This window comes from Marinobacter daqiaonensis, from assembly GCF_900115285.1.
GTDB classification, from domain to species: domain Bacteria; phylum Pseudomonadota; class Gammaproteobacteria; order Pseudomonadales; family Oleiphilaceae; genus Marinobacter; species Marinobacter daqiaonensis.
The window spans coordinates 1115239-1141294 of sequence record NZ_FOYW01000001.1 but is presented as its reverse complement, the minus strand read 5'-3'; the positions used below and the strand labels follow the sequence as shown (position 1 = coordinate 1141294).

Here is a 26056-nt window from a genome sequence, read left to right as displayed (position 1 = left end):
CTAAGCCTTGTAGAGCAAGACTCCAACGCGCTGGATGTGATCCATCAACTCCTGGTTTTCTATCTGATGAATCAAGGCAAGATCCACTTTCCATGGCAAAAGAAGATCATCAATTGCCTGTTCCAGCCGAAGGAATGTCGCCCAGCCCATGTCCGGGGCCGATACCGCCAGATCAATATCGGAGCCAGAACGGTAGCGATCCATAGCCCGCGATCCATACAGAACCACTTTGTCTATTTCAGGGAATTGCCCGAATACGTCCGCCAGGGAGTCAAGGGCTGACGCCGGTAGGCCAAACCGCTGCGGCGGGACCGGTTCAGTGAAGGCCATGACGGGATATCTCCTGCTCGAAGCGCTGTTTCAGGTCCAGAAAGAGTCCGTGGTATCTGTTGAATATGGCCTGCAGGATCTGCTCAGCCGTTTCTTCATTGTAAGTATGGGAAGTGCGATTGCGATCCTGCAACATCGCCATCCAGCCTTCGCCATCTTCCACCAGGCCGTTGGCAAAGGCCTCGCGAATCGTGTCCCTTGAGCCGGTCATTGTAGAAATACCCTGCCATTTCAGAAAATCTCGCAAAGTCGTCCAGGCCAGCTCCCAGGTATATTCGAAAGCCTGAATGACCCCCTGTTTCTCAAGTTTGGAAAGGGCGCGCTCCCCACCAAGCTGAACGGCTTCATCCAACTGCTGGAAAGCCCTCTGAAAGTTCCGGTAGCGTTGGACCCATCGGATGTCCTGCTCTGCCATCTCGTCTTCGCCTCCTTCTGATTCTCGCCATTATCACCGGGCAGAGCAGGATTGTCGAAATAGCGCGAAATCAACCTTCGCTATGAGTCATACCTCCACCTCATCAAACAGCTCCGGCACCTCGCAATTCCAGCCAAAGCGGTCACGGATGCGTTTGCGCATGATATCGGATGCGACGAGCTCGCCGTGGGTAATGTAGACCTTCTCCGGCTTGAGGGCGCCCTGACCGAGCCAGTCCAGGATCTCCTGGTAATCGCCATGGGCGGAGAGGGAGTCCAGGTTGTGGATCTCGGCCTTCACGGGCCAGTATTCGCCGTGGATCTTCACCGACTCGGCGCCATTCACCAGGGCATCGCCCCGCGTGCCCGGCGCCTGGAAGCCGGCGAATACGATGCTGTTGCGGGGGTTTGGCAGCAGGGCCTTCAGGTGGTGCAGCACCCGTCCACCACTGGCCATACCGCTGGCGGAAATGATGATCGCCGGGAAGCGCTTGCCCGTGAGCTCAATGGACTCCTCCACCGTGCGAACAAAATTCGTGTTCTCATCAATCAGCTCACACTGGGCCTCGTTCAGCTTGTGCTCCTTGTGATGGCGGGAAAAGATCTCCGTGGCCCGGATCGCCATGGGGCTGTTCAGGTACACCGGCAACCGGGGGATCCTTTGCTCGGCGATCAGCTTGTGCACCAGGTAGAGCAGCATCTGGGCTCGCCCCACGGCAAAAGCGGGCATCAGGGTTACGCCACCCCGGGCGGCGGTTCGGGCAATGATCTCCGCGAGGGTCGTTTCCGGGTCGGCCTCCCCATGCAGCCGATCACCATAGGTGGACTCGCACACCAGCACATCCGCCTTGCCGATCGGCTCCGGCGCCCGCATGATCACATCGTCCTGGCGCCCCACGTCGCCACTGAAGACCACCGTGCGGTCGCTGCCGGCATGGCTCACGTTTACGCAGGACGAGCCCAGGATGTGCCCCGCCGGCGTGAAACTCACCTCGAAGCCTTTAACCGGCTCGAACGCCTCGTGATAGTGAAACGACTCAAAGTACTTCAGGGCCTCGAAGGCATCCTTCTCAGTGAACAGGGGTTCGGGCCTGTCATGCTTCGAGAAGCCCTTGCGGAAGGCGTACCTGGCGTCTTCCTCCTGCAGGTAACCGGCGTCCGGTAGCAGCACCTTGCACAGTTCGTGGGTGGCTTTGGTGCAATAGATTTTTCCTCTGAAACCGTTCTTTACCAGTGCCGGCAGGTACCCGCTGTGATCGATATGGGCATGGGTCAGCACCACCGCATCAATGGTGCTTGGCTCCACGGGAAAGGGTGCCCAGTTGCGCTTCCGCAACATCTTCACACCCTGGTACATGCCGCAGTCCACCAGCAGCCGGTGTTTGTCATCGCTGAGCAGGTAACGGGAGCCGGTCACCGTGCCGGCACCGCCTAGAAAACGCAGTTTCATTGAGGTCGTCCTTTGTTTGAAACGGTCAGTTGTGACTATGGATCACGTTTGGAAACCCTGCCTTGACGTGGAGCATGCTATTTCATTACCAGATCAGAATCTGTCCTGGAAGAGGGCATTGGCAAAGGCCATCCTGAGTGGTTACGCTTCAGAGCTTGAGCACGGCGTATTTATGGAAGCAAACACGAAAGACCTTCGCACCAACACAAAGGAGCTACTTTCCGCGGCAGAGCGCGGCAAGGAAGTTATTATCATCTACCGTGGTAAGCGAGCAGCCCGGTTAGTGGCCCTGAAAGACAACGCCGCAAGTGGGGGGAGGAATCCAGGCTTCGGTATGTGGGCGGATAAGCAAGGATCAGTTGACAACCAGGTTCGGAGTTTTCGCAAGATGCGGCACTCTGACCAATAATATTTGACATGTAGCAGCCCTCTCAAAGGAACTGAGACAGCACTTGTGCAAACGTGATTGACCGTCAATGACTTCAAGTTTTCTTCTATGCGAACGATCATGAACCACCTCATGTGCATGTCCTGCGAGGCGAGCGGTGGGCCAAAATTGAACTGCGGCATGCTAAAGTGGTAAGCCGTTCGCTGAAGAGACGGGAGCTGAAATCCTGTCTGGACATCGTGGACAATCATCGCGAGCAATTTCTGGAGCAAGGTTATGCCTGGGTTAACCGGTAAAGCTGTTCATATCGACGATCGTCACCTGCACGTGGCGCTGAGTGATGGCCGGGTGATTTCAACGCCGATTTCCTGGTATCCCGAGCTTGGGCAGGCTCCCATCAGTGAATTCCGGAAGTACCGTTTCATCTGTGATGGTACCGGTATCGAATGGGAGGCGCTGGACTACCACCTCAGTATTGAGGCCATGCTGACCACAGACTCCAGACAGTCCGCCGCCTAAATCGTTATCGTCTTCAAAAATAGGGTCAGACCCCATTTTCCAACGTAACCAGGAACCCACATGAACTACGAATCACTACTGGACGACGTTCTCGCCCTTGCCGACAAGGCTGGCGACAAGGTCATGGACATCTACGAGACGGACTTCAAGGTCGAGACCAAGGAAGACAACAGCCCCATCACCGAGGCGGACATCGCCAGCCATCATGTGATCGTGGACGGCCTGAAAGAGCTCACGCCGGACATCCCCATCCTCTCGGAGGAGTCCGCCAACGCCCCCTGGGACGAGCGCAGGAACTGGACCCGGTTCTGGCTGGTTGACCCCATCGACGGCACCAAGGAGTTCACCAACCGCACCGGTGAGTTCACCGTCAACATTGCCCTTATCGAAAACGGCAAACCCGTCATGGGCGTGGTGACCGCCCCGGCACTGGCAGAGGCCTTCTATGGCATCGTAGGGAAGGGCGCCTGGAAGCGGAAATCCGATGGCAGTACCGAAAAACTGGAAGTGGTGGCACCGCCGAAAGCCGTTCGCGCCGTCGCCAGCAAGAGCCATATGAACGAGGAGACCCGGGATTTTCTCAACAGCCTGGGCGACCACGAACTGGTCCAGGCCGGCAGCAGCCTCAAGTTCTGCCGCATCGCTGAAGGCAAGGCCGACATCTACCCCCGCATCGGTCCCACCTGCGAATGGGACACCGGCGCCGCCCACGCCGTGCTGCTCGCCGCCGGCGGCAAGGTCAACAAACTGGACGGAACACCGCTGACTTACGGCAAGGAAGACGTCCTGAACCCGCATTTTGTGGCGTCCGGGGACTGGTACTGACTTTTTTAGCCGCTGAATCCGCGGAAGTACGCGGAAAAAAGACTGATTTGCCACGGAATCCACGGAAAACACGGAAGAAAAGATAAAAACAGAAATTCCTGGTTGCGGGCTCATCATCGTTATCGTGGTTCCCGCAACCCATTACTGTTCTCTTGTCTTTTATTTTTCCGTGTCCTTCCGTGGATTCCGTGGCCAACCTATAATCGTCTTTCTACCTTTGCGGCAAAGGAAGCTCAAAATGACCAACGCAATGCCAAAAGACCAGGCTCGCCGCCTGATTGACCAACTCCCGGATACCGCCACCTGGGAAGACCTGATAGACGAGATCAGAGTGCGCGAAGCCATCGAAAGCGGACTCCGTGACAGTGAGGCAGGCGCACTCCGTAGCGTCGAAGAGCAAGACCGATCAGATCGATGTACTGGCAGTAATTCATACAGCAAGACAGCTGGACTGATCAGTCAGGCATAGATCAAGCCGTCAGTTTTAGTTGTTCGTGAAAGTCCGTGTGCTTCCGAGATGGGATGGTCCCCTCCCCACTCCAAATCGGCGTCGCGATGCGCCAGGATAGATGTTGCGAACACTATCCACAGAGTTGAGGAGGAGACCATGCAAAATAATAGCGTCATCGGACTGGATCTGGCAAAGACCTCTTTCGCGGTTGTCGAGTTGGGAGTAGGTGGTGATGTTAAACACCGCAAAACCTTCGGTGGAAAACCGGATAGTGGCAGGGCCTGAGTTAACTGGTCCCGAAAATAACCAAACGCTAGGGTAGCGACGGATCCAAGAGAAGGAATCTTATCCAAGGTTGCGAAGGCAACAGAGGCTTGATGACACAACAAGTCAAACCGGGGCATCTGAAACCTGTGGAATCCCCTGGCCTTCGCTTAACGGCGGAAGAACGCGTCGCCATGACCGAAGCCCTGGCGCTCGCCTTTAACCGTCCGGTTGATCTGATCGACCTGCGCACGGCAGGGCAGCCGCTTCTGCATGAAATCGTCACCGGTGGCATTCAGGTTTTGGGAACCAGGCACCTGTGGGGAGACCTTGTCTACCGGAACGTCATGGAAAACGAAGACTTTGTGCCCTACCAGAAACGAATACTCGAAACCCGACGTCGCGCCTGAATAAATAATGGATAAGCAACTCGTAGCCCAAAAGCTGGAATCACTGAGGCGTTGCATCCAACGGGTGGAATCTCGCGCTCCCGAAGATCTCGAAACGCTGATGACCGACCTGGATGCTCAGGACATTGTAGCCCTGAATCTGACCAGGGCCGTGCAGATGTGCGTGGATGTAGGGGCTCACTGGCTCGCTGAACATGGTGAGGCAACATCGCCAAGAACGATGGGACAGGTGTTCGAGGGGCTGGCGATGTCCGGCGTTATTGACGACAAGCTTGCGGAGAGAATGCGCAGGTCTGTCGGTTTCCGCAATGTCATGGTACGTAACTACGATGAAGTGAATTGGGAGATCGTGTTCTCCATCTGCAAGCATCATCTGGGTGACTTCCGCGAGTTCGCCAGGGTATTTTCCGACCTTCTGGAAAACGGCGTCTGACCCTGATTTCCGCAAACGGATTCATTTAGCCACGGAAACCACGGAAAACACGGAAGAAAAGATAAAAAAGAAATCCCTGGTTGCGAGTAACCTCAGAACTGAAGGGCTCCCGCAGCCAAATCTCTTTGTCTGTTTTTTATTTTTCCGTGTCCTTCCGTGGTTTCCGTGGCTAATCAGTCTTTTTTCCGCGTCCTTCCGCGGATTCCGCGACTAAAGATCCCTAAGAGGCACCGAAACAGCCTGCTGCTTCTGCATAAACGAAATCAGCAGAACAGCCCGCTCCTCGCCCTCGTAGGCATCAAAGATGGCCTCCATTCCCCGGAACGGGCCGCCCTGGATCTGCACCTTCTCTCCCTTCTTCAGCCCGCCCTGTTTCTCGACCGCAACCAGGCCATCGTAAATGTAGTCAATCACATCATCCGGGATGGCCATGGGCTTACCGCCGAAGCTCACCACCCGCAGGACTCCGCGGGTAGACCTCAGCTTGCCCCAAAGAGGGTCGGTCGGATCGATATGGATGAACAGATACCCGGGGAACAGCGGCTCCAGCTTCATGGTGCGCTTGCCACCCCGGATCTTCTCCGCCATGACCTTGGGGTAGAAGCACCGGGCATCCTGGTTCTGAAGGTTCTCCAGCGCCCGGTCTCCCTGGGCGGGTTTGTGCTGAATGGCGTACCAGGGCATGGGGTCCTCTGTGTTATTTGCCGCGGAATCCGCGGAAGTACGCGGAAAGAAGAGACAAAGAAATTTTAGCCACGGAAGCCACGGAAAACACGGAAGAAAAGATAAAAAAGAAATCCCTGGTTGCGGTTAACCTCAGAACTGAAGGGCTCCCGCAGCCAAATCTCTTTGTCTGTTCTTTATTTTTCCGTGTCCTTCCGTGGATTCCGTGGCCAAACAGTCTTTTTTCCGCGCTCTTCCGCAGGTTCCGCGGCGAATCCGTAAAAAGAAGGCGCGCAGCCTACAACCCCCGCGCTGCCAAGCCAACCCGTAACTCCACGGATGGTTAAAATTTAACCAGAAATACCCACATAAAATATCAGGTCTTGAACCTTTTACGAACTTTCATCCGCAGGTTACGAAACCTCACGTCTATTCGTCCCATTGCCCCTTGCCTGACACTCAGATTGCCGTAGAATTCTGTCACGTTTTGGCAATGCACCCGTTTAACATCTGACAGGGATCACGTCGGCCTTCAGTCGCGCCTCACGTCTCCTGTCGGCAAACGCCAACCAAAAACAGTCTATTATCATGCCCTTAAAACACTGGACCCTGGTCGGTGGGGCGGTAGCGTGCCTGATCGGTCATTCTGCCGTTACTCAGGCCGCCCCCTGGCTCGACCCCGGCGACCCCCGTGCCCGTCACGCCGTTCAGAAACTGGCGGACCGTGGCCACCTGGACCGTATTGCCACCACCTGGCCGATGATGTGGGCCAGTGTCGATGCGGGGCTTCGTGAGCGTCGCTCCGCGGACGGCGATCCCTCGGTCGCTAACGCACGGGCCTACCTCTCTTTCGAGAAGGACTACCAGGCCAGTACCGGTTTCAAGGGTGAATTTGCACTGGCCGCCACCAGCGAGCCGGTCTTTAACCGCATCTTCCAGGACCGGCCCCGGGAGAATGGCGAAATCTCCCTCACCATGGAATGGCAGGGTGAAGCCTGGGCCCTGGGCCTGTCGCCCACCTACGCCGCCAGCCCGGAAGACGACCAAGAGCTTCGCCTCGACGACTCCTATCTGGCCGGCACCGCCGGCAACTGGGTACTGGGGGCCGGGGCCATCGACCGCTGGTGGGGTCCGGGCTGGAGCAACAGCCTGATCCTCTCCAGCAACGCCCGTCCCATGCCCTCCGTATGGCTCAACCGCAAAGACGCCCACGGTTTCGAAACCCCCTGGCTGAGCTGGATCGGTCCCTGGCAGTTCACCCTGCTGGCGGGGCAGTACGAAAGCGAGCGGGAAATCCCCGATGCCAAGCTTATCGGCATGCGCCTGGCGTTCCGGCCCGTGGACGGCCTGGACATCGGCCTCTCCCGCGCCATCATGTTTGGCGGAGAGGGTCGACCAGAAGACGCATCCACCTTCTGGGATGCTTTGATAGGAAGTGACAATGTGGAAGGGGGGGAGACCGATCCTGGCAACCAGCTCGCCTCCGTCGACGCACGGTATGGATTTGCTCTGGGCAGTCAGTCCGTGGGCCTCTACGTGCAAATGATGGGCGAAGACGAAGCCGGTGCCTTTCCCTCTCGAAAAGCCTGGTTATTAGGGGCGGATGTCACCACCCAGCTTGGGAGCAGTGACCAGCAATGGTACGCGGAATACATCAATACCACCGCCGATGATTTCCTGGGCGACGCAATGCCCAACCTTATTTACAATCACCGGAATTATCGCAGTGGCTACCGCTACTACGGCCGCAGCATGGGCGCCAGCCTGGACGGCGACGCCGAAGCCATCGTGCTGGGCGGCTACAACTTCTTCCCGAACGGTAACAACCTAGGCGCCAGTCTCACCATCGCCGACCTCAACCAGGACGGGGCCAATCGCACCGTCGTGACCGACGACGACATATTCTACAATGTGCCGGCCACCGACCAGAGCGTAGCCATAGCCACCCTCAGCTACGGCCAGCAGCTGATGGGCACCTGGCTCGACCTGCACGCCAGCTACGCCGACAAGCAAATAGAATTTATCAGCGGCGAAAAAGACCAATGGTCCTTGGGCGCTACTTGGCGCTTCCGCTTCTAAAAAATTGTTAGCCACGGAAACCACGGAACGCACGGAAAGAAAAAGCGAAAATACTGGCAGCGGGCAAACGCCAAACCCTGCGAACGCCCGCCACCAATTAATGCTTTTTATTTTCCGTGTCCTTCCGTGGATTCCGCGGCAAAAAGTCTTTCACTACCGGACTCCAAACTCGTGACTCTGAAACAAAAACTCCTCACCGCCCTGGCAGCCACCCTGCTGCCCCTGACCATCTCTGCCCAGTCCATCAGCCAGTCCCAGATTGAGCAGTTCAAGAACATGCCCCGTGCCCAGCAGGAAGCCCTGGCGCGGCAGTACGGCGTGGACCTGGACACCATCAGGGGCGGCGGCAGCCAGCAACAGCGTCCCGACAATGTGAATGTGGTCGAGCCACTCAGCAGCATTTCCGACGAGGAGCGCGAGCAGGCCCGGCAGCGGGACGAACAGGAGAGGGAAGAGGAGGAAGAGCGCAAGAACGGCGGCCTGAAGCCGTTCGGATACGAGTTGTTTGAAGGTACGTCCACCACCTTCGCCCCGGTGACCGAGATTCCCGTGCCCGTCAATTACACCCTCGGGCCGGGTGATGTCCTCCGGGTACAGTTGTGGGGCAAGGAAAACCAGCAGCTGGAGCTGCCCATCTCCCGGGATGGCACCATCAGCTTTCCGGACTCCGGCCCGGTATCCGTCGCGGGCCTGAGTTTTGACGAAGCCCGCCAGCAGATCAAGAAGCGGGTTTCAGAGCAGTACATCGGCGTGGAAGCCAGCGTCAGCCTGGGCGAGCTGCGCAGTATGCGCGTGTTCGTACTGGGTGAGGCCCGCAAGCCGGGCTCCTACAGTGTCAGCTCACTCTCCACCATCACCAATGCGCTTTACGTGTCTGGCGGTATCAAGAAGACCGGCTCACTGCGGCAGGTACAGCACAAGCGCGATGGCAAGGTCATCGGAACCCTGGATCTGTACGATCTGCTCCTGAAGGGCGACACCTCGGCGGATCGACGGCTGCAGCCGGGCGATGCCATCTTCATCCCGCCGGTTGGTCCGCGGGTCGGCATAGACGGCGAAGTCTACCGGCCCGCGCTCTACGAGCTGGATGGCGAAACCAGCCTCCAGCAACTGGTGCGCCTGGCCGGCGGAATGACGCCACAGGCCTACCCCCAGCGGGTGAAGATCGAGCGCACCAATGACGAGTTCCTTCGCATTGTCGCCGAAGCCAACCTCACCACCCCCCAGGGCCAGCAGGCCCGGGTTAAGCCCGGTGACCGTATCGACGTAGCCTCCATTGCCGACATCACTGGCCAGTATGTGGAGATCAAGGGCGCCGCCACCCGACCCGGGCGCTACGCCTGGATACCCGGCATGCGGGCATCGTCTCTGATTCAGAGCATCCAGAACGACCTGGAACCCGCAGCAGACACCACCAGCGCACTGATCGTGCGGGTGGACGAAGACACCGATCGTATCTCTACCCTGGCCGTTAACCTCCGCAAGGTGGCTTCCCTGCCCGGCAGCGAGCACGACCCGGTCCTTCAGGAGCGGGACAGGCTTTACATCTTCTCTGACCTGGACAAGACCGACCTGGACGAGCGCAAGCTGAAACACGAGGAACATAAGCTGGCTGTCGAGCGCCTGGAAGAGCGCAACAAACGCCAGCAGAACCAGCAAAACCTCAGCGAGCAGGAAAAGGTCCGCCTGGAGGAAGAAAAGTGGCTGGCCATCCTCGAACGGGAAGCCCTTACCGAGGAAGAGGAACAAAAGCTCCTCAACCTGCGCCAGTGGCAGCGCGAGCCCATGCTGGCAGGGGTTATTCAGCGCCTGAAGTCCCAGGCCACGCCCCGGTACCCCGCCCAGGTGGTGGAAGTAAACGGCGAAGTGCGCTACCCGGGCGAGTACCCCCTGCCTTTGAGCCATGACCTGACTGCGGTGATCACCCTTGCCGGCGGCCTGAAGGACTCCGCCTCAATGCTCACCGCCGAACTGGCCCGAATCGAAGAAGGCGACCGCGGCGACGCCAGAACCACCATCCAGCAGATTGATCTGGCCGCCATCGTTGCAGGCCAGCAGCGCATAAACCTGCAAAGCCGCGACACGCTCCTGATCAAGCCCATTCCGGACTTCGACAAGAAATTCCGCGTTACCCTGGAAGGCGAGGTCCGCTTCCCGGGTGAATACACCTTTGGTGAAGGCGAAACCCTGAGCGATGTTCTGGAAAGAGCCGGCGGGCTGACGGACAACGCTTTCCCACGGGGCGCGGTATTCACCCGCAAGAAGCTCCGCGAGCTGGAGGCCGAACGCCTGAGGGAAGCAGAGGAACGACTGCAGGGCGACCTTCTGGGTGTTCAGCTGCAGGGCGACAGCTTTGGCGGCCAGAACGCCAATCGCGTACAACAGGTGCAGGGCCTGCTGGAAGACGTCCAGAACAGTCGTCCCCTGGGTCGCATGGTCATCGACCTGGAAGCCGTGGTCAGCAATGAGAACTACCAGGCCATCCGCCTGCAGGACGGCGACGCGCTGACCGTACCCACCATGCCCCAATCCGTCACCGTACTCGGCGAAGTGCAGTACCCCACCAGCCACCTGCACAGTAACGGCGTCACCGTGGACGACTACCTCGAACGCAGCGGCGGCCCCACCCGCCAGGCAGACGAAACCCGCGTCTACGTGGTCAAGGCCGACGGCAGCGTCATGCTACCCAAAGAAAGCCGCTGGTGGGGCGGCCGCAGCCAGACCCTGCAACCAGGCGACACCATCATCGTCCCGATCGACGTCGACCGCCTCAACCAGCTGGAACTCTGGAGCAACGTAAGCCAGATCATCTACCAGATGGCCCTGGGTGCCGCTGCGGTGGGCAACCTGTAAGGACCTGATTTAGCCACGGAATCCACGGAAGGACACGGAAGAAAGAATAAAACCTTTGGTTGCGGGAGGCCTTTGATTTAGAGGATACCCGCTATCTCAGTCAGTTTCTTTACGTCTCTTTCCCGTGCTTTCCGTGGATTCGGTGGCAAGAAAGGAATCAAACATGCTCAAGGACGCAGAGCTTACTTATCGGATTCGTGGCTGTGTTTATGAAGTTTATCGCCAGCTTGGGCACGGCTTTCTGGAATCTGTTTACCAGAAAGCCCTTGTCCACGAACTTACTGGCAAAGGCCTGCTGGTTGAGCAGGAGAAGCCGGTAGTTATTCGATACAAAGGCCAGGAGATAGGCGGCTTTCGACTGGATCTGCTGGTTGAAAATTCCGTCATCGTGGAACTCAAAGCCCAGCAGAAACTGCCGGTAGGCTCAGAAGCCCAACTGATGAACTACCTGAGAGCGACAAACCTCAAAGTTGGTCTATTGGTGAATTTCACTTTTCCAAAGGCCGTAGTAAGAAGAATTGTCCTTTAATTTCAATTTTTTCTTTTATTTTTCCGTGTCCTTCCGTGGATTCCGTGGCGAAACCAGCTTTCCTAATCCCAAACCGGAATTTTTGGTACAGTTAGCCAGGCGAAAGATCAAATGGGAGTCCAGTCATGTATGCGATAGAGTTTGAGGCAGACATCCAGGATGGCGTGGTAAAAATTCCTCCTGAGTACAGTCGACTCAGGAATAGCCACGCAAAAATCGTGGTGATGGTGAGAGACGAGTCGGCACCGAGTCCCGAAGCAGCATCCCTGGATCTTAGCAATCTGCGGGTGGAAGCGTTCCAGGGACGGGACGCCGTTGAGGTGCAAAGGGAAATGCGAGATGAGTGGTAAATACCTCCTCGACACTAGCGCCATCATCTACGCCATAGATCGCAAGCTGAAGCTCCCGGTCAATCAGTACGGTGCTTCTGTGATCACCGAGTCAGAGCTGCTCTCTTGGCCAGCTCTGACTGCCGAGGACGAAGTAAAGCTGCGCGAGGTGCTTCAGAAAGTCGCAATAATCCAGCTGGACAAGCTGGTCCAGGATGCTGCCATCAAGATTCGCCGAACAACGTCATTAAAGCTTCCAGACAGTATTATCTCTGCAACGGCCATAACCAGCGGGTTCACGCTAGTTACCAACGACGAAAAGCTCAAGCAGCGACATGTTGGTGCAGCAATATCCTTGGAGGAACTGGTCTCCTGAGAAAGGCTCCGCCCATATTTTCAAGATCTCTTTTCCGTAAAGTCCATACCGTTCGTAACTAAATCCTTCTTTCATTTTCCGTGTTTTTCAGTGGATTCCGTGGCTAACATTTTTCTATGAACCAAACACCAGAACACCAACACTACCCAGACGACGAAATAGACCTTCGCGAACTCTTCGCCACCCTCTGGCGCGGTAAGTGGATCATCATTGCTACCACCTTCGTCTTCGCCGTCGCCGGCGTGGCGTATGCGCTTTACAAGCCCAACATTTACCAAGCCAGCGCCCTTCTAGCACCCACGGAGGATGACTCCGGCGGCCTGAGTCGAATGGCGGGGCAGCTGGGCGGCCTGGCCAGTCTTGCCGGCGTCAACCTTGGCGGCGGTAGCGCTAACAAGACAGTTATTGCGAGAGAAATCCTCCAGTCCCGCGCTTTTCTGACGGATTTTATCCACCGCCATAACCTGAAAGTCCCCTTGATGGCCACCGAGGGTTGGGACATAGAGCAGGAGGAGTGGGTCTATGACCGCGAAATTTACAACCCAGATACCGACGAGTGGGCCATGGAGGATGGCGAGAGCCTGGAACCCACTGACTGGGACATGGTCAAGAAATTCCGCGAAGACCACCTGAGTGTCAGTGAAAACCAGGAAAATGGAATGGTCACTGTAAGCGTTAAGAGCCTGTCACCGGTCGCAGCCAAGAACTGGACCGACTGGCTGGTGCGGGACATCAACGAACACATGCGCAAGCGAGACATCGAGGAAGCGGAAGCAAGCATCGATTACCTGGAAGAGAAACTGAATGAAACCAACATTTCTGGAATGCAGCAGGTGTTCTACCAACTGATCGAGAGTGAAACTCGCACGGTTATGTTGGCAAATGCTCAGAAGGAGTATGTTTTCCAGACCGTGGATCCCGCTGTTGTTCCACAAGAGAAGAGCGAACCCAAGCGGGCACTGATTTGTATCGTAGCCACCATGCTCGGCGGCATGCTGGGCGTATTCATTGTATTCGTCATTGCCTTTATTCGCAGCGGCAAACAAGAGAAGTAGACATTATGAAACTGCTAGTCACTGGCGGTGCCGGCTTTATCGGCTCTGCTGTCATTCGTCACATCATCAAGAACACTGACGATGAAGTAATCAATCTGGACAAGCTTACATACGCCGGCAACCTCGAAAGCCTTGCCAAGGTGAGCGAAAGCAGCCGTTACACCTTCGAACAGGTGGACATCTGCAACAGTGCCGAGGTAGATCGTGTGCTCGCCCAGCACCAGCCTGACGCCATCATGCACCTTGCAGCGGAGAGCCACGTGGATCGCTCCATAGACGGCCCGGCTGCGTTCATCGAGACCAACATAGTAGGGACTTACACGCTGCTGGAAGCCGCCCGCCGATACTGGCAGGGTATGGATGCGGACCGCCGTGAAAACTTCCGCTTCCACCACATCAGCACGGATGAAGTCTACGGTGACCTGCCACACCCGGGTGAGAGTGACGACGCCACAGAACACCTGTTCACCGAGACCACCGCCTACGCTCCAAGTAGTCCATATTCGGCCAGCAAAGCAAGCTCAGACCACTTGGTACGGGCCTGGATGCGTACCTATGGCCTGCCAGTGTTGGTCACCAACTGCTCCAACAACTACGGGCCCTACCACTTCCCTGAAAAGCTCATTCCGTTGGTAATTCTCAATGCCCTGGACGGGAAGCCGCTCCCTGTATACGGCAAAGGCGATCAGATCCGCGACTGGCTCTACGTGGAAGATCATGCCCGTGCGCTATACAAAGTGGTAACCGAAGGCAAGCCGGGCGAAACCTACAATATCGGTGGCCACAACGAGAAACAGAACATCGATGTGGTACACACTATCTGCGATATCCTTCAGGAATTGCGCCCAGGGGCTTTGAGTTACCGTGACCTGATTACCCATGTGACTGACCGTCCGGGTCATGACATGCGTTACGCCATCGACGCCAGCAAGATCCAACAAGAGCTGGGCTGGGCTCCGGAAGAAACCTTCGAAAGTGGTATTCGAAAAACCGTTGAGTGGTACCTGAACAACCTGGACTGGTGCCAAAGAGTCCAGGACGGCAGCTACCAACGCGAGCGCTTGGGCGTGACCAACTAATAATCGTTCAGCCACGGAATCCACGGAAAGACACGGAAAAATAGCAACAAAGATAAAGATCTTTCAGTTTTTCGTTTTTAACTTCCGTTTTCTTCCGTGGATTCCGTGGCAAGGAAAAGTCTTTTTTCTATGAATATTCTGCTCTTGGGAAAAACCGGCCAGGTCGGCTTCGAGCTCCATCGTACTCTGTCCCCGCTAGGCAACATCATCGCCCCCACCAGGGCGGAACTGGACCTGATGAGTGAACAGGCCGTAACTGCTTACCTGGCGGACATTAAACCAGACCTGATCGTAAACGCAGCAGCCTGGACTGCTGTCGACGCAGCCGAGGAACAGCAAACCGAAGCGGAGCGACTCAACGCCGCTTTGCCTGCCCAGCTCGCCGCTTATGCTGCGGCCAAAGGAATCCGCCTTGTCCACTACAGCAGTGATTACGTCTACCCTGGGACTGGCGAAACACCCTGGCAGGAATCCAGCCCTACCGGTTCCCTGAGCCATTACGGTACAACCAAGCTCGCCGGGGACCAGGCCATCGAACAGAGCGGTGCGGATTACCTTATCTTCCGCACCAGCTGGGTTTATAGCGCACGAGGCAACAACTTCATGAAAACCATGCTGCGCCTGGCCAGGGACAAAACCGAGCTCCACATAGTGGCGGATCAGATCGGCGCTCCCACGCCGGCCCGCCTGATCGCCCAGGTCACTACCCTCGCCCTCAACAGCCAGCTGGAAGCGGGCCTGTATAATCTGGCCCCGAAAGGGGAAACCAGCTGGCACGGCTTTGCCACCAGGATTTTTGGGCTGGCTATCGACGCAGGGGAAGAACTAAAGCTGGATCCTGACAATGCGAACCCAATCCCAACTAGCGCGTATCCAACACCCGCCCAAAGACCGCTGAACTCAAGAATGGATGTGAGCAAACTCGAACAGACTCTCGGTCTCCAGATGCCGTCCTGGCAAAGCCAGCTAGAGGTTACCCTTGGCGAGTACCTTGAAAACCGTTCTTGGCGATGAAAACGAGGAAATTTGTTTTTATTCTTCCGTGTCCTTCCGCGGATTCCGTGGCTAAAAAGTCTTTTTAAGGAGCAGTAAGTGAAAGGCATTGTCCTCGCCGGAGGCTCCGGCACCCGTCTATACCCGATTACCCGTGGCATCTCCAAGCAGCTCCTTCCAGTGTACGACAAACCCATGATCTACTACCCTTTGTCAGTGCTTATGCTGGCCGGAATACGGGAGATCCTGGTGATCACCACTCCCGAAGACCAAGAGGGCTTTAAGCGCTTGCTGAATGACGGAAGTCAATGGGGAGTCAATCTCACCTATGCAGCACAGCCGAGCCCAGAGGGGCTGGCCCAAGCGTTTATCATTGGCGAGGAATTCATCGGTCAAGACAGCGTATGCCTGGTTTTGGGCGACAATATCTATTACGGCCAAGGGTTGAGCAATATGCTGCAAAATGCAGCAATGCGAGACAAAGGTGCTACTGTATTTGGTTATCAGGTAACCGACCCCGAGCGTTTTGGGGTAGTGGAGTTTGACGATAAACGACGCGCCATTTCCATCGAAGAAAAGCCTTCCAACCCAAAATCCGACTACGCCGTTACCGGCCTCTACTTCTATGACAATGATGTGGTCGACATCGCCAAACAGGTAAAACGCTCAGAGAGAGGCGAGCTGGAAATCACCAGCGTAAACCAAGCCTATCTGGAACGGGGCGATCTGGAGGTAGAGCTGTTGGGCCGAGGCTTCGCTTGGCTCGACACAGGCACTTTCGATTCTCTACACGAGGCCTCGGGCTTTATCGAAACGTTGGAAAAACGCCAAGGCCTGAAGATTGCGTGCCTAGAGGAAGTAGCTTACCGAATGGGCTTCATTGGCAGGGAACAACTGCTTTCCGAGGCAGAAAACCTCAAAAAGAACAGTTATGGAGCATACCTAAGGAAATTGGCCGAAACCAAGTAAGCGAACTCTATGAAAATCATTGAAACTAGAATTCCAGATGTAAAGCTCATTGAACCTAAGGTCTTCGGAGACGATCGCGGCTTTTTCATGGAAACGTGGAACAAACGAGCCTTCTGTGATGCCGGAATCGATGCGACCTTTGTGCAGGACAACCACAGCCGTTCCGTCAAAAACACCTTGCGCGGCCTTCACTACCAGATCAAACAGCCCCAGGGCAAACTCGTACGTGTAACTCGTGGTGAAGTGTTCGATGTTGCCGTAGACCTGCGTGCAAGTTCACCCACTTTTGGCCACTGGGTAGGGGAATATCTCTCGGAAGATAACAAACGCATGTTGTGGGTGCCACCGGGGTTTGCACACGGATTTTTAGTAACTAGCGAAACGGCGGACTTTCAATACAAGTGCACAAATTTCTACGCACCCGAGCATGAGCGGTCTATTCATTGGGCAGATAAAGAGCTCGCGATAGACTGGCCGCTTGGTGAGGGTGCTTGCCCCCTCGTGTCACAAAAAGACGGGGCGGCCGTTCCATTCCTCCAGGCAGAGAAATATCAGCAATCGGATGACCGCCAATGAGTCAGTTGAAATGGATTGATTTTCAGAGCTTGGGCGATGACCGTGGTAGTTTGGTAGCCGTCGAAATTGGTATGGAGAAAGCCGTTCCATTCGATATAAAGCGTGTCTATTACATTTTCCACACGGCAGAGGGGGTAAGCCGCGGCTTTCATGCCCATAAAGTTCTGAAACAAGTCGCCATTTGTGTCGCCGGTAAATGCCGGATGGTGCTTGATGACGGCGAAGAACGGGTAGAGACTTGGTTGGACTCGCCGACAAAGGGTTTGCTGATCGAGGATATGGTTTGGCGAGAAATGCATGACTTTAGCGAAGACTGTGTTCTGCTCGTATTGGCAAGCGAGCACTACGACGAGTCTGACTATATTCGAGACTACGAAGAGTTCATTAGGCGAGTTACGGCATGAATTTCATTCACCCGCTGGCGGACGTTGCCGAATGTTCCATTGGCGACGGAACAAAAATTTGGCAGTTTGTTGTCATTCTGAAAGGCGCCACAATCGGTCGCGACTGTAATATTTGTGCCCAAACTTTGATTGAGGGTGACGTAATCATAGGCGATAGAGTAACGGTCAAGTCAGGAGTTCAGCTCTGGAATGGAACCCGGCTTTCAGACGACGTTTTCGTTGGTCCGAATGTGACTTTCACCAATGACTCTTACCCCCGCTCTAAGGCGTATCCAGATGAATTTTTAGGTATTACTGTCCAAAGTCGAGCGAGCATTGGAGCAAATGCAACGGTGTTGCCCGGAATTTGTATCGGTGAGGGCGCTATGGTTGGAGCCGGGGCTGTAGTAACTAAGGATATTCCGCCGCGCGCGCTTGTTATCGGAAACCCTGCCCGAATTTTAAGGTATTTAGAAGAATGATTCCTTTCCTGGATATAAAGTCTATCAACGGCCAATATCGTGACGCATTGGTGGAAGCTGCCACCAGAGTCATTGACTCAGGTTGGTACATCCAAGGGGCTGAGGTTCATGCTTTTGAGAACGAGTTTTCGGCCTACTGCGGCACGAAGCACTGTATTGGCGTTGCGAATGGTCTGGACGCACTTACTTTGACTCTTCGCGCTTGGAAGGAGATGGGGAAGATCAACGAAGGTGACGAGGTGATCGTGCCTTCAAACACATATATCGCCAGTATTTTGGCGATCACTGAAAACGGTCTTACGCCGGTCTTGGTTGAGCCGGATGAGTCCACCTTCAACCTCAGTGCAGATAGTATTCAAGAAGCGATCACTCCGAATACGAAAGCCATTGTGATTGTGCATTTATATGGTCAATTGGCTCCGATGGCTGAAATAATGCCGCTTGCGGAACGAAGGGGTCTTCTCGTTCTGGAAGACGCCGCCCAGGCTCATGGGGCCACTCTGAACGGAAGGAAAGCCGGCAGCTGGGGCCATGCTGCAGGATTCAGTTTTTATCCAGGTAAAAACCTTGGGGCGTTGGGAGATGCAGGCGCCGTGACGACTAACGATCCAGAGCTGGCGAGCTGCATCCGTGCTCTCGGCAACTACGGTAGCCATAAGAAATATGAGAACGTTTACCAGGGGGTCAATAGCCGCCTAGATGAGTTGCAGGCAGCATTACTGCGCGTCAAGCTCCAAAACCTTGACGCAGAAATATTGCGTCGGCGCATTATTGCTCTTAATTACGTAGAACATATTGTTAGCTCAAAAATTGAGCATCCGATATCGTCTAACTGTAGCCTTGCAGGCTTGGGTTACCATGCATTTCACCTCTACGTCCTTCGTACCGATAATCGAGAAGAACTCCAGGCACATCTCAGTGAAGCGGGCATCCAAACTCTGATTCATTATCCCGTCCCGCCACATAAGCAAAAAGCCTTTAAATCATGGAGTCAACGCAGCCACCCAGTGTCCGAGCGCATTCACAGGAATGTTCTTAGCTTGCCGATGAGCCCTGTGATGACAGAATCCCAGGTCTTCGCCGTTATTGATGCAATAAACGCCTTTTTGAAATAGCAACCCCCTCATGATTGATTTTATAAAGGCTTACCTACCCGGTCCTCTGAAAAGCTATCTTAAAATACTAAAGCGTAATACTTTCGATCGAATTAGTGGCCGTCTTAAAATTAATAGAGTTAGGCTGAGGCACGCCTACTTAGTCGATGAACTTGCGCAGCGAAAACGGATAAAAGTGGTCTTCCTTGCGGTTCACAAGAGTGTCTGGAAAGTGGATGCTCTCTATCAAATAATGGCCGCCGATCCATTTTTTGAACCTGAAGTTTTGGTATGTCCCTATACTTCGTTCGGGCACGAAAGGATGCGCGAAGAGCTCGAAAAAACCTATGAGTATTTCAAGACTAAAGGTTATTCAGTTGAAAAATCTATTAAAGATGATGGTCAAATTGTTCGTCTTCGCGATTTGGATCCAGATATTGTTGTATTTACGAATCCCCATAACCTAACGTTGAAAGAGTATTATCAAGATGCTTACTCAAGATACTTGAGTATATACGTACCCTATTACTATATGGCTACAAATCACGTAGGTGATGCCCAGGAAGAGCTCGATACGCTGATGCTAAATTCTATGTGGCGAATATATTGGCCGCACAAGTATATATTTGATAAGTTTTCTGTTGTCTCTCGAATTCAAGGAAGAAATAGTAAACTCACGGGTTATCCGGCGACTGAGATGCTGCTAAAGTGCGACCTCCCGGCCGAAGGGGACGTTTGGAAAATGCAGATTAATAAAAAGAAAAAAATAATTTATGCACCGCACCACAGTATATCGGATGATAACTCGTCTCTCTCTACCTTCCTTAGGCTTGGCATGGTTATGAAGCAGCTTGCTGAGCAATATGCAGATTTCGTCCAGTGGTCTTTTAAGCCTCACCCCATTCTTAAGGCGAAACTTTATCTTCATCCTGATTGGGGCAAAGAGAGAACTGATGAGTATTATGAGTTTTGGTCAAATCAAGCACACACCCAGTTGGACGAAGGCGAGTACGAATACTTATTTATGCATTCCGACGCCATAATTCATGATTGCAGCTCTTTTATTGTTGAGTATGCAGTTACTGGGAAGCCAGGTTTATATCTAAAAAATGGCACTAGAAGCGATATGGATTTCCTTAATGATTTTGGAAAATGTGTCTTCGAGCGTTATCGGACTGCTAACTCGGAGGCAGAGATTAGCGACTTCATCCTAGATTTAGTAAGAGACAAAAGCTTTCATGAAAATAGTGATAGTTCCTGCTTCAATCGGTATCTTTCCGAGTTTTACGATGAAGAGCTTCCCTCAGAGAAAATAATTAAAGATATTAAGAGTGCCTTGACTAAAAGTTATCACTGAAGAATTTGAGGTTAAATTGAAATCTACTTACAGTCGCTGCGTCATTCTCGGGGCGGGAGCACCCCATCAAGGAGAACAACCTACCTTACTTGAACCTGTGAACGGGATTTCCGTTCTCAACTGGTTACTCAACGCATTGGCCGTACCAGAATCACAGATCGATTTGGTGCTTGGCTATCAATCGGAGCATATTGCCGAACGTTATCCAGATATAAGAAGAGTAGTTAATCCACGCTGGGAAACTACGGGAAGTGCTGGGTCTCTTCTTGAGGTTGATCTTGATGACGTTGAAGACCTGCTCGTCTGTTATGGCGACATTCTTTTCCGACCTCAGGTTGTGGAGGAGATGAAAGAAAAAGAAGCCCCTATTGTTGTTGCATGGGACAGCCTTTGGAAGCAACGATACCTCGATCGCGATCCTCGGGACATGGAGCAAAGTGAGAAAATTCTTGGCGGATCACCGGCTGTTCACCGCCTCGGAAGCGATATTCCAATGGACTGGGCTAGCGGAGAATTCATCGGTTTGGTCTGGTTAACAGGAAGAGCGATAGATCATCTTCGATTATTGAAAACTGAAGCGCCCGAAAGTCTACGACGTATGCACCTTTCAGGTCTCGTGGAGTGGTTGCGTAGTAATGGACTTCCTGTTGTTGGGTACGATGTTTCCGGAGATTGGGCTGAAGTGAATCAGGAAAGAGACATCGCTCACTTCGTTCTGGGAACCAAGGCAGATACTCTCGCTCGCCTACGAGGAATGATTTCCTCCGCGATTATACTGGATCAGGTATCTTTCAGCATTTCTGACTGGAAAAGCAACGCCAGTAGTATAATGAAGTCTGTTCTAGATAAATTTAATGGTAATTCCGTAGTAGTTCGTTCAAGTGCGCGAAGCGAGGATGGGTTTAATCACTCCAATGCAGGAGCCTATTCAAGTGTATTGAATGTTGATATTCGTACGGGATTGGAGTGTGCTGTAACCGAAGTTATTTCGTCATATCAGAATGCTTGTCTCGAAGATCAGGTTTTAATACAGCCAATGCTAGGGAACGTTTTAATGAGCGGGGTGGCGTTCACCCGTACTCTGGAACGGGGCGGACCTTGGTATGTAGTCAATTATGAAGAAAGCGGCAGAACGGATGGTATTACAGGGGGGCACAGCATTAACAGCCGGACCCTTTATGTCCGCCGGGACGCATCTATGGACCTGGTTGCGGATCAAAGGCTAGTTACGTTAGTAAGGGCCCTGAAGGAAATTGAACAATTACTGGCCTATGACGCTCTTGATGTAGAGTTTGCCCTGGATGAATCTGGGCAGGTTTACATACTTCAGGTTCGGCCAATTGCAGTAGAGCACACTAACGTCCCAGGACTATCAGAAGTCATCAACGAAAATTTGCGACAAGCGGAGATGCGTTGGGATTCGCTGGAGCCCGCTTTACCCCAAGTGGTTGGGACCGATCCAATTTATGGGGTAATGCCAGACTGGAATCCGGCTGAGATTATAGGGACCCACCCGTCGACCCTTGCAGAAAGCCTCTACCGTTACCTGATTTTGGATGAGGTTTGGGCGACGCAGCGCGCAGAATTTGGTTACCGGGATGTGCGCCCTCACCCCCTCTTGGTGAACTTTGCTGGCAAGCCATACATCGACGTCAGAGCCAGTTTCAACTCTTTTATTCCGGCCAGTGTGCCAGATGGACTTGCGCAGCGTTTGGTTACGTTTTACCTCAATTGGTTGCGCCAGCACCCCCATTTACACGACAAGGTTGAGTTTGATGTAGTACCAACGTGTCTAGGACTGGATTTCGCTGGTTGGAGGAATCGCCTCGTTAACGAAGCTGGCTTATCGGATACGGAGGTGGACTGCTTGGAAACGGGCCTTCGTCAAATAACCGCAAATGCTATTGAGCGTACTAATGCAGATATTGGAGGCCTGGTTCGTTTGCAGTCGAACTATACTGCCATCAATGAAAGACCAATTACATGTAACTCGGCGCTGATTGAAAAAGCAAAAATCTTGCTCGATGACTGTAAAATGTTAGGAACCCTGCCTTTTGCGCACCTAGCTCGAAGCGCATTCGTTGCCGTGACCTTACTTAAGGAGGCTGTTAAAACCGGCATAATTAGTGGGTCAGCGCATGATGAGTTAATGACGACTGTTCGAACTGTTTCTCATGAACTGAATGCAGACGCTCAAGCGACGGAAAAAGGCGAAATGCCCTGGGAAGTGTTTGTGAATAAGTATGGCCATTTACGCCCAGGAACGTATGACATCACGTCGCCTGCATACAGAGATGACCCAGAGAAATATCTGAGGCCAATCGTGTATAGCAGTAGTGGAAGTGAACGAAAAGCGAAAAGTGTTGGGAATTGGCAGAGAGAAAAAGCGGCCTTCTTTGAAGCCATTCGCGCAAAAGGACTCGATTATTCAGACGTGGAACTTGAACGGTTTCTCTTTAATGCAATAGAGGGCCGCGAAAAAGCTAAATTCATATTCACCCGTAACCTGTCGCGGGCCCTCGATCTGATAGCGAAGTGGGGTGAGAAATATTCTATTACAAGAGATGAAATTGCCAACCTTACGCTATCTGATTTACAGAATATCTGTGTGAAATCTCAGGATAATGGCGACTATGCGCGTTATTTGGCGAGTCGTAGCGCTACTCAACGACAGGTGTCATTGGCGTGTGAACTGCCTGCTCTCATTTGCGGAAGGCAGGATTTTTATTCGTTTCTGCTGCAGGCTGGTCAGCCAAACTACATCGGATCGAAGAGGATAGTAGCCGACTGTATTAATTTGGCGCAAATAACCACGGATTCAGAGCAACTTCAAGTCGAGGGTCGGATCGTACTGATCCCCCAAGCTGACCCCGGATATGATTGGCTATTCGGGCAGGACATCGCTGGTCTTGTCACAATGTATGGTGGTGCAAACTCTCACATGGCCATTCGTACTGCGGAGTTTGGGTTACCTGCCGCCATTGGTATCGGGGAACACCTTTATAGGCAGCTAGCGAAAGCAAATGTTCTGGAGTTGGACCCTCCGAACAGGCAACTGAAGATACTTTATTAATGAAACGGATCGGTATAAGCGCGAGATTAGATGAAGTTCAAGGGCGCTGCGAGGAGCGCGACGCCTTAGACGTGCGATGGGCAACATTGCTATGGAGTCTTGGGTATCTCCCGCTGCCACTATGCAGCGGAGTGGCTGAGGTCACTGAATATTTGGAAGCGCTGAGTCTGGATGGCTTTATCCTTAGTGGGGGCAATGATATTGGCAGTGCTCCAGCTCGTGACCGTCTTGAGCTAGGTGTTCTTGATTATAGCAGTTCCAAAAGATTGCCAGTGCTTGGAGTTTGCCGGGGTATGCAATTTATTAACTATTATTGCGGCGGAGACCTCATAGTGACCCAAGGCCATGTAAATACTCGACACAGTCTTTCGGGCCATTGGGCAGAAGAAAACGGTTTGCTGGCTGTCAACAGTTTCCACAAACAGTCGATCATCTCTACAACGCTCTCATCATCATTAACGCCCCTCGCACAGTCTGCTGATGGTGTTATTGAGGCCTTAAGGCATCGATCGTTACCGTGGCTAGGGATCATGTGGCATCCTGAGCGCGAAAAACCAATAGCCGACAGCGACCTGGCTTTGTTGAAAAACCATTTCGATGGAAAATAACTGTGAACGGTGATTTTAATACGGAACAATATCTTTCTTTGAAAGTAAGCTGCGACTTCGTTTTTAGTGAGATCGATTTCGTTAAAATTGACCGTCTGTGTAAAAAAGTTGATGTAGTAAAAAAGGTCTACCGTAGCTACACGCCGGATCTTTCCGTCAAGATGAGCAACGAAGAAATTGGCAGGCAACCCTATAGGGACTTACTGGAATTATTCTTAGTTGCAGCTTCGTCTTTCGAAGACTATAAATTTCTTAACACGGCTTTAAAATTGAATGATCTCTTGGTAGAAAAGAAGTTTCTTGAGGAATGGGAGGCCCAAGAAGTTTTCCAAAAATTGCAATGTTTAGCCATCAGGCTTATGAGAAAAACTGTGGGTCATCATCTATGAAAGAGCTTGGTTTAACAGTTTTGTTTGTGGATACCATTCCCGCTAGGATATACCTAGCACTGTTGAAAAAGCATGGTTATCGACCGAATAAAATTATCTTTCTGGATATTGAGCCGGCTTCGAAAAAATATAAGTTATTAAAGGCTGGGATCGGAAAATTCGTTGCTCGAAAGATAGTCGAATTATATAAGAGATATTCGGCACTGACTATTCCGTCTAATTTATCTAAAATATTTCTTAAAGAGAATGGACTCACACGTCACTGTTTAAACGCAAAGTTAAACACTTATTGTCAAAATCCAATAGAAAAAATTTCGGTTACAGGAATCAACGATGACCGTTTAACGCGATATCTACGACTGATCAGCCCGCAAGTTGTCCTCTTCACCGGGGGCGGATTGCTAAAAGAGCCAGTACTATCCGTTAAGAATATAAAATTTCTCCACATTCACCCGGGAATCGTGCCCGAAGTTAGGGGGGCTGACGGTTTTTATTGGTCATTGCTCCTGAGAGGTAAAGTTGGATATAGTGCATTCTATATGGAGCCAGGAATAGATACAGGAGATGTGATCGTTCAGCAGGAGTTTGAGGTCGATTTTAGTCGAACCGATCTAGGAGCTTTTGAAAATGAGAAAATCTACCAGGCAATTCTTGAGTTCTACGACCCTGCCCTTCGGATTATAACGTTTATTAATTTCTTGAACTCAATATTTGAAAATAAGTCGCTGCTCGACAATAGTGGAAACATAGACATGCTAAATATCTCCGGCGCGCCTCAAAACGCATCTGGAGGACGGACCTACTTTTTTATGCACCCGTCCCTTCGGAGTCGTGTAATAGATTTTTTCTTAAAGAAGGAGCGAAATTAATGAAAGTGATTATCCTGGCTGCGGGAAAGGGTACACGGTTGCGACCTTACACTCATGACAGGCCAAAATGTATGGTTGAATTAGCAGGTAGACCGCTATTACACAGGCAACTTGATGTAATTAAATCGGTCGGTATTAGGATTTCTGATATTGCTATAGTCGGCGGCTATCTGAAAAACCAGCTTACCGCACCTGGTGTAAAGGTTTTTGTAAATGATCGATTTGCAGAAACCAATATGGTAAACACTTTGTTTTGCGCCGAATCCTTCATGAGTCCCGGCGTTGATTTACTAATCTGTTATGGTGACGTCGTCTACGAACAGAGAGTTTTAGAAAGGCTATTAGAAACTGAAGGCGAAGTGAGCATTGCTGCAGATAAAGAATGGAGACGATTATGGTCACTACGCATGGAGGATCCGCTTGCCGATGCAGAAACGTTTAAAATAAAGTCAGGTCGTGTAGTCGAGCTTGGAAAAAAGCCAAATGACTATAAAGATGTCGAAGCGCAATATATGGGCTTGATTAAAGTTCGGGCAGACAAAGTTCAGGACTTCATCAACTTTTATCATTCACTCGATCCTTCGGAAAGTTATGATGGTAAAGATTTTGAAAATATGTATATGACTAGCTTTATCCAATCTCTAATTGATTCGGGCTGGGACATTAGACCAGCTCTGATTTCCAACGGCTGGCTGGAAGTCGATACTGCTATAGAACTCGAAAAGTATAATCAAATGCACACCCAGAATTGCCTTAGCTCGTATATTGAGCTTGCGGACTAAACTGGTCTATAGAGAATTACCTCTCTTGTCTGAC

At 52.6% G+C, this 26056-nt stretch carries 29 protein-coding genes and 1 pseudogene; 26 read left to right on the top strand and 4 right to left on the bottom strand.

The features are described 5' to 3' along the window. The 3 genes from BM346_RS05230 to BM346_RS05220 all read right to left on the bottom strand — a co-directional run bounded on the left by BM346_RS05230 (window position 1) and on the right by BM346_RS05220 (window position 2194). Window positions 1–330, bottom strand: a complete 330-nt coding sequence (locus BM346_RS05230) for a nucleotidyltransferase domain-containing protein (protein WP_092009505.1) — start codon at window positions 328–330, stop codon at window positions 1–3. Beyond that, complete coding sequence (locus tag BM346_RS05225; RefSeq protein WP_092009503.1) at window positions 317–745, bottom strand: nucleotidyltransferase substrate binding protein; 429 nt, start codon at window positions 743–745, stop codon at window positions 317–319. Before BM346_RS05225 ends, BM346_RS05230 begins: the two co-directional genes overlap by 14 nt. 87 nt (window positions 746–832) lie before the next feature. Then, on the bottom strand, window positions 833–2194 hold the full coding sequence (locus tag BM346_RS05220; RefSeq protein WP_092009501.1) for an MBL fold metallo-hydrolase RNA specificity domain-containing protein: 1362 nt from the start codon (window positions 2192–2194) through the stop codon (window positions 833–835). 118 nt (window positions 2195–2312) lie between these two features. Between BM346_RS05220 and BM346_RS05215 the strand changes: the two genes are divergently transcribed. The 7 genes and pseudogenes from BM346_RS05215 to hepT all read left to right on the top strand — a co-directional run bounded on the left by BM346_RS05215 (window position 2313) and on the right by hepT (window position 5484). Further along, complete coding sequence (locus tag BM346_RS05215; RefSeq protein WP_206675684.1) at window positions 2313–2603, top strand: type II toxin-antitoxin system Phd/YefM family antitoxin; 291 nt, start codon at window positions 2313–2315, stop codon at window positions 2601–2603. An 89-nt stretch (window positions 2604–2692) separates the two neighbouring features. Continuing rightward, window positions 2693–2878: pseudogene (locus BM346_RS05210) on the top strand (DUF4160 domain-containing protein); the annotation flags it as partial. Next, window positions 2859–3101: a DUF2442 domain-containing protein gene (locus BM346_RS05205; protein WP_092009497.1), complete on the top strand. Its 243-nt coding sequence runs from the start codon at window positions 2859–2861 to the stop codon at window positions 3099–3101. The pseudogene BM346_RS05210 and the gene BM346_RS05205, both read left to right, overlap by 20 nt. 60 nt (window positions 3102–3161) lie before the next feature. Beyond that, window positions 3162–3926: a 3'(2'),5'-bisphosphate nucleotidase CysQ gene (gene cysQ / locus BM346_RS05200; protein WP_092009495.1), complete on the top strand. Its 765-nt coding sequence runs from the start codon at window positions 3162–3164 to the stop codon at window positions 3924–3926. Window positions 3927–4533: 607 nt separating this feature from the next. Further along, window positions 4534–4662: a hypothetical protein gene (locus BM346_RS18335; RefSeq protein ID WP_265013562.1), complete on the top strand. Its 129-nt coding sequence runs from the start codon at window positions 4534–4536 to the stop codon at window positions 4660–4662. A gap of 173 nt (window positions 4663–4835) precedes the next feature. Continuing rightward, entirely contained in the window at window positions 4836–5051 is a 216-nt protein-coding gene (locus BM346_RS05190) for a nucleotidyltransferase domain-containing protein (RefSeq protein ID WP_174805153.1), read from the top strand. Between the two features lie 7 nt (window positions 5052–5058). Then, window positions 5059–5484, top strand: coding sequence for a type VII toxin-antitoxin system HepT family RNase toxin (gene hepT, locus BM346_RS05185; RefSeq protein WP_092009492.1), 426 nt, complete (start codon window positions 5059–5061; stop codon window positions 5482–5484). A gap of 210 nt (window positions 5485–5694) precedes the next feature. Here the strand turns inward: hepT and rfaH are convergent, their stop codons facing one another. Beyond that, window positions 5695–6168, bottom strand: coding sequence for a transcription/translation regulatory transformer protein RfaH (gene rfaH, locus BM346_RS05180; RefSeq protein WP_092009490.1), 474 nt, complete (start codon window positions 6166–6168; stop codon window positions 5695–5697). Window positions 6169–6735: 567 nt separating this feature from the next. Between rfaH and BM346_RS05175 the strand changes: the two genes are divergently transcribed. The 19 genes from BM346_RS05175 (at window position 6736) to BM346_RS05090 (ending at window position 26022) form a co-directional block, all read left to right on the top strand. Next, window positions 6736–8226, top strand: coding sequence for a capsule assembly Wzi family protein (locus tag BM346_RS05175; protein WP_092009488.1), 1491 nt, complete (start codon window positions 6736–6738; stop codon window positions 8224–8226). 171 nt (window positions 8227–8397) lie between these two features. Next, window positions 8398–11079 carry an SLBB domain-containing protein gene (locus tag BM346_RS05170; RefSeq protein ID WP_139229906.1) on the top strand — a complete coding sequence of 894 codons (2682 nt, stop codon included), beginning with the start codon at window positions 8398–8400 and terminating at the stop codon, window positions 11077–11079. A 163-nt stretch (window positions 11080–11242) separates the two neighbouring features. Next, window positions 11243–11608, top strand: a complete 366-nt coding sequence (locus BM346_RS05165; protein ID WP_092009487.1) for a GxxExxY protein — start codon at window positions 11243–11245, stop codon at window positions 11606–11608. Window positions 11609–11733: 125 nt separating this feature from the next. After that, the gene (locus BM346_RS05160; RefSeq protein WP_092009486.1) at window positions 11734–11958 is read left to right on the top strand and encodes a hypothetical protein; all 225 of its coding nucleotides are present in this window, start codon (window positions 11734–11736) and stop codon (window positions 11956–11958) included. Further along, window positions 11948–12313: a type II toxin-antitoxin system VapC family toxin gene (locus tag BM346_RS05155; RefSeq protein ID WP_092009484.1), complete on the top strand. Its 366-nt coding sequence runs from the start codon at window positions 11948–11950 to the stop codon at window positions 12311–12313. Before BM346_RS05160 ends, BM346_RS05155 begins: the two co-directional genes overlap by 11 nt. A gap of 116 nt (window positions 12314–12429) precedes the next feature. After that, window positions 12430–13368, top strand: a complete 939-nt coding sequence (locus BM346_RS05150) for a Wzz/FepE/Etk N-terminal domain-containing protein (protein ID WP_092009482.1) — start codon at window positions 12430–12432, stop codon at window positions 13366–13368. 5 nt (window positions 13369–13373) lie between these two features. Next, on the top strand, window positions 13374–14447 hold the full coding sequence (gene rfbB, locus BM346_RS05145; protein WP_092009480.1) for a dTDP-glucose 4,6-dehydratase: 1074 nt from the start codon (window positions 13374–13376) through the stop codon (window positions 14445–14447). Between the two features lie 129 nt (window positions 14448–14576). Continuing rightward, window positions 14577–15461 carry a dTDP-4-dehydrorhamnose reductase gene (gene rfbD, locus BM346_RS05140; protein ID WP_092009478.1) on the top strand — a complete coding sequence of 295 codons (885 nt, stop codon included), beginning with the start codon at window positions 14577–14579 and terminating at the stop codon, window positions 15459–15461. A 78-nt stretch (window positions 15462–15539) separates the two neighbouring features. Next, window positions 15540–16409, top strand: a complete 870-nt coding sequence (rfbA, locus tag BM346_RS05135) for a glucose-1-phosphate thymidylyltransferase RfbA (RefSeq protein WP_092009476.1) — start codon at window positions 15540–15542, stop codon at window positions 16407–16409. Between the two features lie 9 nt (window positions 16410–16418). After that, window positions 16419–16985 (top strand): dTDP-4-dehydrorhamnose 3,5-epimerase, encoded by a 567-nt coding sequence (rfbC, locus tag BM346_RS05130; RefSeq protein ID WP_092009474.1) that lies wholly within the window; start codon window positions 16419–16421, stop codon window positions 16983–16985. Beyond that, complete coding sequence (locus BM346_RS05125; protein WP_092009472.1) at window positions 16982–17389, top strand: sugar 3,4-ketoisomerase; 408 nt, start codon at window positions 16982–16984, stop codon at window positions 17387–17389. The genes rfbC and BM346_RS05125 overlap by 4 nt, the downstream gene beginning before the upstream one ends. Then, window positions 17386–17850: an acyltransferase gene (locus BM346_RS05120; RefSeq protein WP_092009470.1), complete on the top strand. Its 465-nt coding sequence runs from the start codon at window positions 17386–17388 to the stop codon at window positions 17848–17850. Before BM346_RS05125 ends, BM346_RS05120 begins: the two co-directional genes overlap by 4 nt. After that, window positions 17847–18965: a DegT/DnrJ/EryC1/StrS family aminotransferase gene (locus tag BM346_RS05115; RefSeq protein ID WP_092009468.1), complete on the top strand. Its 1119-nt coding sequence runs from the start codon at window positions 17847–17849 to the stop codon at window positions 18963–18965. The genes BM346_RS05120 and BM346_RS05115 overlap by 4 nt, the downstream gene beginning before the upstream one ends. Before the next feature lie 10 nt (window positions 18966–18975). Next, complete coding sequence (locus BM346_RS05110; protein WP_092009466.1) at window positions 18976–20301, top strand: CDP-glycerol glycerophosphotransferase family protein; 1326 nt, start codon at window positions 18976–18978, stop codon at window positions 20299–20301. 16 nt (window positions 20302–20317) lie between these two features. Further along, window positions 20318–23374 carry a PEP-utilizing enzyme gene (locus BM346_RS05105; protein ID WP_092009464.1) on the top strand — a complete coding sequence of 1019 codons (3057 nt, stop codon included), beginning with the start codon at window positions 20318–20320 and terminating at the stop codon, window positions 23372–23374. Next, a complete protein-coding gene (locus tag BM346_RS05100; protein WP_092009462.1) occupies window positions 23374–23982 on the top strand; it encodes a gamma-glutamyl-gamma-aminobutyrate hydrolase family protein in 609 nt (202 codons plus the stop codon). Before BM346_RS05105 ends, BM346_RS05100 begins: the two co-directional genes overlap by 1 nt. A 2-nt stretch (window positions 23983–23984) precedes the next feature. Further along, entirely contained in the window at window positions 23985–24371 is a 387-nt protein-coding gene (locus tag BM346_RS18040) for a hypothetical protein (RefSeq protein ID WP_167812637.1), read from the top strand. Next, window positions 24368–25240, top strand: coding sequence for a formyltransferase family protein (locus tag BM346_RS05095; RefSeq protein WP_167812638.1), 873 nt, complete (start codon window positions 24368–24370; stop codon window positions 25238–25240). Before BM346_RS18040 ends, BM346_RS05095 begins: the two co-directional genes overlap by 4 nt. Next, window positions 25240–26022: a phosphocholine cytidylyltransferase family protein gene (locus tag BM346_RS05090; protein ID WP_092009458.1), complete on the top strand. Its 783-nt coding sequence runs from the start codon at window positions 25240–25242 to the stop codon at window positions 26020–26022. The genes BM346_RS05095 and BM346_RS05090 overlap by 1 nt, the downstream gene beginning before the upstream one ends. Window positions 26023–26056 lie beyond the last annotated feature (34 nt).